This window comes from Streptomyces brasiliensis (assembly GCF_014647875.1).
GTDB lineage: Bacteria > Actinomycetota > Actinomycetes > Streptomycetales > Streptomycetaceae > Streptomyces > Streptomyces brasiliensis.
Genome location: NZ_BMQA01000158.1, coordinates 1 through 5,155, shown reverse-complemented (window position 1 = coordinate 5,155; position 5,155 = coordinate 1). Strand labels below are relative to the sequence as shown.

At 68.3% G+C, this 5,155-nt stretch carries 4 protein-coding genes and 1 pseudogene; 2 read left to right on the top strand and 3 right to left on the bottom strand.

Annotated elements, in window-relative coordinates; genetic code table 11:
- The first annotated feature begins 345 nt into the window (after positions 1-345).
- Entirely contained in the window at positions 346-1,572 is a 1,227-nt protein-coding gene (locus IEZ19_RS49000) for a hypothetical protein (protein WP_189317833.1), read from the top strand.
- 133 nt (positions 1,573-1,705) lie between these two features.
- Here IEZ19_RS49000 and IEZ19_RS48995 read toward each other — a convergent pair whose 3' ends face one another.
- The 3 genes from IEZ19_RS48995 to IEZ19_RS48985 all read right to left on the bottom strand — a co-directional run bounded on the left by IEZ19_RS48995 (position 1,706) and on the right by IEZ19_RS48985 (position 4,617).
- Positions 1,706-2,371, bottom strand: coding sequence for a hypothetical protein (locus IEZ19_RS48995; RefSeq protein WP_189317832.1), 666 nt, complete (start codon positions 2,369-2,371; stop codon positions 1,706-1,708).
- Positions 2,372-3,115: 744 nt separating this feature from the next.
- Positions 3,116-3,370 (bottom strand): alpha/beta fold hydrolase, encoded by a 255-nt coding sequence (locus tag IEZ19_RS48990; RefSeq protein ID WP_189317834.1) that lies wholly within the window; start codon positions 3,368-3,370, stop codon positions 3,116-3,118.
- A gap of 377 nt (positions 3,371-3,747) precedes the next feature.
- Positions 3,748-4,617, bottom strand: coding sequence for an LLM class F420-dependent oxidoreductase (locus IEZ19_RS48985; RefSeq protein ID WP_189317831.1), 870 nt, complete (start codon positions 4,615-4,617; stop codon positions 3,748-3,750).
- Between the two features lie 358 nt (positions 4,618-4,975).
- Between IEZ19_RS48985 and IEZ19_RS48980 the strand changes: the two are divergent.
- Positions 4,976-5,155, top strand: a pseudogene (locus IEZ19_RS48980) (IS6 family transposase); the annotation flags it as partial.

Sequence of the window (5,155 nt, the reverse complement as noted above, 5' to 3'; positions counted from 1 at the left end):
CTTGCTGCGGTGGATCATGAACAAGTACAAGAGGCTCCGGTCCTGGAAGAAGGCCAACCGGGCGATGCACGACGCGGTTGCCCGGCAGCCTCGGTACTTCGCGCACTGGGCCTGGGCGAAACCGGCCGTCAGATGATCAGAGCGACAAGAGCCGTATGACGGGCGACTGTCACGTACGGATCTGTGGGAGCCCGGGGCTGAGACGCCCCGGGCTACCCGACCATCAGCCGCAACCTTGCTCGCCCCTTGTCTGTCTTCCTTGTAGGCCCCGGTTCTGGAACACCGCAGCTGGGTCCCACGGGCAAGACGGACAAGGACTGATGGGGAGGGATTGGTATGTGGCGTGTGAGCAGACGTGGCCTGTTACGGGCGCCTGTCGCCTGGGTAGGGGCACTGCTGATCGGGGTGGTGGCCGTCGGGCCGGCGCAGGCAGCGGAGCAGACGCGGCCCGGTGCGGAGTCCACCGCGACACAGCCGGCCGACACGGCTGGTCCGGCCTTTGACCAGCTTCGCCTGGACTTCGATCAACCCAAATACCTCTACAACGCCGACGCGTCGGTCACCCAGCGCTACCGGCTGCACATCACCGACGCCGAGTCGGGGTTCGACCGAGGGAAGCTGGTCGTGAGAGGCTCGCACGGCGGGGCGGTGACCGCGCACTTCGCAGTGGTGCGCAACGCGGTGGGCGAACTGTGGTGTGGGACGGACTTCGTCTTCGACACGTACGACCTCGAATGCACCGTCGACGTCACCATCCCCCAGGACGTGCCCGCCGGGACCTGGTCCGTCTCGCAGGTCAAACTGGTCGACGTCGCGGGCAACGTCAGCACAACGAGCGGGCTGACCGCGGCTCCGATGCAGGTGACCCAGAACCGAGCGCTGTCGGCGGCAGACTTCGCCATCAGCCCCGAGCAATACAACAATTGGACCGGGTTCGCGACTCTGACGGTCACAATGAGGCCGCTCGGCGCCCAGAACGGCATTTCCTCCGTCACACTGCTGCTCGACAAGTGCAGCGGGTCGGTCACCGAGAACCCCACCATCGCACCCGACGGGACCATCTCGGTGCTCGCCACCGTAGCGCCGACTTTCACCAAACAGTGCAAGGTCACCGGGATCGGCCTCACCGACGGCGCCGGCAACGCCGCCGCCTACGGCACAGCCTTCCGCGGCCCGGAACTGGACCTGGTCGCCACACAGATCCCGAACACCCAGGCCCCCGTCGTCAACTCCGCATCACTTGCGGATGTCTCTGTGCCGGCAAGCTCGCTGCCTCGCAACGACGTGCTCACCCTCGATGTGACGTCGTTCGCGGGCATCACCGGCTTCAGTCTCACCGTGTACGACGCGGACGGCATCTCGGTGGATGGTGCCTCCGGCGGTGTCGGCTCCGTTACCAGCGGGGAGCTCAAGCTGAACGTGCCACTGCACCAGGGCCTGGCCTCGGGCACGTACACGGTCGGCTTCACGCTGACCGACGGGAGCGGCTTGTTTTCGCAGTACGGCTACCCCAATGGTGTCGGCCTCCCGGTGCCCGGCGGGCCACTGCAGATCACCGTGACCGACGAGTGACCCACCCGCACTTGTGGCTCTGCTGGAGCGGGCGAATCGGTCAGGCTGTGAGGGCGTACCCTTGCCCGACCCGCGTAGCGGCCTGCAGGCAGGCTGGCTGCCGCCGCAGCGGCAGCGTGCCGCCTGACGGTTCTTACTCGGCCTGCTCCTCGCCCAGGACAGGTGCAGCCGTCTCCTCGTTCGCGTTGGGGGCGGTGTAGTAGACGGAGGAGCCCTGCTTGGTGCGCTGGGCCTGGTTCTTGGCGACGAGTCCTTCGAGGGTGGTGCGCACGACAGTGGTCTTGATACCGCGCTCGGGGTGGGCCGCGTCGAGTGTCGTGGTGACTTCGGTCGCGGAGCGCGGTTCGCTCTGCTCGGTGAGGTGGCTGCGGACGAGTTCGACCAGCGTAGGCCGGGTCGCTGTCGCGGCTGTGGTGTTGTCCGTGGGCTTCTTGCTGGCAGCCGTCTTCTTGGACGCGGAGCTCTTGGCCGCCGCGCGGTCCTGCGCGTCGTCGGCCTTCTTCGCTCGCGTCCGCTTGCTGGCACCGTGCTCACCAGCCGTCTTCTTGTTGCGGGGAGCGGGCACGGTAGAGCTGTCTGGTGCGGCCGCAGGCTGAACCGGTGCCGGCGAAACGCCAAGTACCTGCTGCACGTTGACCAGAACAGAGTGGTCATGCTGCAGGGCGGCCAGTTGCTCCTGCAGTGCGGCGATGTCCGCGCTGATGCGTTCCTGCTCCTTGGCGTTGCGTTCGAGATCGCTGGTCACCTGGGCGGCGTACTGCGACGTCAGCTCGGTGGTTGCCGTTGTGCTCTCCGACATGGTGCTGCCTTTCTCGGTGTTCCTGGCTATGCGTGCCAGATCTTTGACGCAGACGCGGAGCGCCACGCGTGTGGGCTCGAGCTGGAGACAGCGGCGGTCACCGCTGCAAATAGCCCGGCATAGAGATAGTACGTATGAGTTAACCCTGTTGTGTCTCTTGAGTGATGTCTTTTGTTCGAGCTGAGCTTCAGGGGCGGCGTACGTGGTGATGTCTGGGGCGTACTGCAGAGTGAGCCGCTGGGAGTTCATGGGGGAGTTGCCATAGGACTTCATCGGTGTCCCGGTGGTGGTGCCAGGCGGTCAGGATGCGGCTGGTTGTCAGCCGGTCGAGTAGTTCTGCGGTCTGGTGGGGGGAGTGGCCGCACAGGCGGGCGAGGACGTCCATGTCGGCTTGGTGGTGGCCCTGGGCGGAGGTGTGCGCGGCCAGCACGAGCGCGGTCAGTCGCACCGCGGGTGGTGCGGTGTGCGGCAGGAGACCACCTCCAGCCAGGACTCGAGTTCTTCCCGAGCCCGAGCCTCACGCAACTCCAGCAACGCGATCACCGACGGCACCGCACACCTCCGAGGCAGAACCAACCACCCGCTGGCTGCCCCGGGCCGACCACCCCCACACCACAACCACCCGAAAGCCGCAGGTCATCGACCTACAGCACGGTTCACCACCACGCTCTCATTCTCACGTCGACCGCCACCGGGAGGGCGGGGGCGGTCGCCCCTGCCCTCCGCTCCGTGGCGGCACGGGAATTATTTGTCCAAGAAGGTGGTCACGTCGGCGGCGAATTCCTCGTGGTGCTGGAAGAGGAAGCCGTGGGCCGCGTCGGGGTAGATCTTGATCTCGGCGTTGGGCAGCAGGCCGGCCAGCAGGTGGGAGTAGCGCGGCAGGATCATCGGGTCGCTGTCTCCGTTCGCTACGAACACCGGCTGGGTGATGCCCTGCAGACGCTCCAGCTGCGCGTGGTTCGGGATGCCCCAGTGCGTGACCGCGTCGTATTGCGCCAGCCGGGTCGCCCAAGTCGTTTGGGCGTCGTGGCCCTCGGTACGGCTGCCGAAGACGCGACCCGCGACGGTCTGGCCGACCTCCGGGTGAAGAAGATGCTCACGTAGCCCTCGGGCGAGGGGACCTCACCCCCGACCGCCTCGATGACCTTTGGGGCTGGGCAGTGGAGCAGCGCGAGTTCCTGGTCCCAGTGGCCGCGCCCGCCGTCCTCCTCGACCTCGTCCCGGGCTACTGCCCGCAGCAGGCGGCCCTCCGCGTCCGGCACGTCGGCGACCTCGGGGAGCATGGACATCTGCTCCAGGTCCATGTCTCCGGCCGACACCCGACGCAGCGTCGCGTCGTCGAGCTGCTGCGCCCGGCCGAGCCCGACGGACCCCGGTCAGTCCTTCCGGTGAATCCACGTCCGGGCGAGTTCCGCGACCCAGGTGGCCGCCGCGTCGGGAGCGGGCGGGGGTGCGCCGACGACCACGAGTTCTGTGACGCCCGCTGCAGCGAGGGCGGGCAGGTGCTCCGGTGTGCCGTCGCCCAACGCGACGGCAACCGTGAGCTCGTCGAAGGCGCGACCGTGGCGGGCGCACTCGTCGGCGAGGATGGCGACGCGCGAGCGGACGTCGGCCGCCGGGATGTTGAAGCCGTACCAGCCGTCGGCGAGCGTGACCGCGCGGCGCAGGGCGGCGTCGCTGTTGCCGCCGACCACGACCGGGAGCCGGCCGCCGCGCAGCGGCTTCGGGTTGACGCGGATCGCGTCGAAGCGGGTGAACTCCCCCGCGAAGGAGGCCGGGTCCTCGGTCCAGAGGATGCGCATCGCGGCGAGGTACTCTTCGGTGCGCCGCCCGCGCCTGGCGAAGGGGACTCCGAGCGCTGCGAATTCCTCGGCCGACCAGCCGACCCCGACACCGAGGGTGAACCGCCCGGCTGAGAGCACGTCGAGTGTGGCGGCCTGTTTGGCGACCACGACCGGGTTGTGTTCAGGCAGAAGGAGCATGCCGGTGGCGAGCTCGATCCGGCTGGTGACCGCTGCCGCGAAGCTCAGGGCGAGCAGCGGGTCCAGCCAGTCCGCGTCCGCGGGCACGGCGATCCGGCCGTCCGCGGAGTAGGGGTAACGGGAGACGGGCGCGTCCACGAGCACCACGTGCTCGCCGCACCAGAGCCTCGCGAAGCCGTGCATCTCCGCGGCTGTGGCCACCGCCCCGATGACCTCCGGACGGGCACCGTCACCGATGCCGAGCGCGTGCAACCCCACTCGCATCCGCCACCTCCTGGCGTCACCCTAAGTGCGAAGCGCGGACGCGTTCGGGTGAGGTGGCATGCCGCGCGTGGAGGCGGCACGGCATGTCACTCGCACGGGGGAGGCCATCGCCTGTGCCTGCGCTGTCATTCCGGCCCTGGGTGGGGACGCCTTGCGGGCGTGAAAGCATGGGGGGGGGCGGCGCCCGCCTGGCCGACTCCGGTGTTTTCTTGGGACGTTGAGCCCGCAGGTCAGCCTGGGGCTGGGGCCCGTAGTGGGGCCACGCACTGTTGCTTCGAGTACGCCGGTCGGCGCTGTCAGGTTGGCTGAGGGGTGGTGGGATGATCTTCAGGTTAGTCATGCTGGGAGGGGGTCGTTCGTGTCGTCGACGGTGCCGTCGTACAGGGGCCACCGCTACCCGGCGGAGGTCATCGCGCACTGCGTGTGGCTGTACTTCCGCTTCCCGCTCAGCTACCGGGAGGTCGAGGAGTTGATGCTCCAGCGGGGCGTGGTCGTCTCCTACGAGACCGTCCGCCGCTGGTGCGGCAAGTTCGGGCAG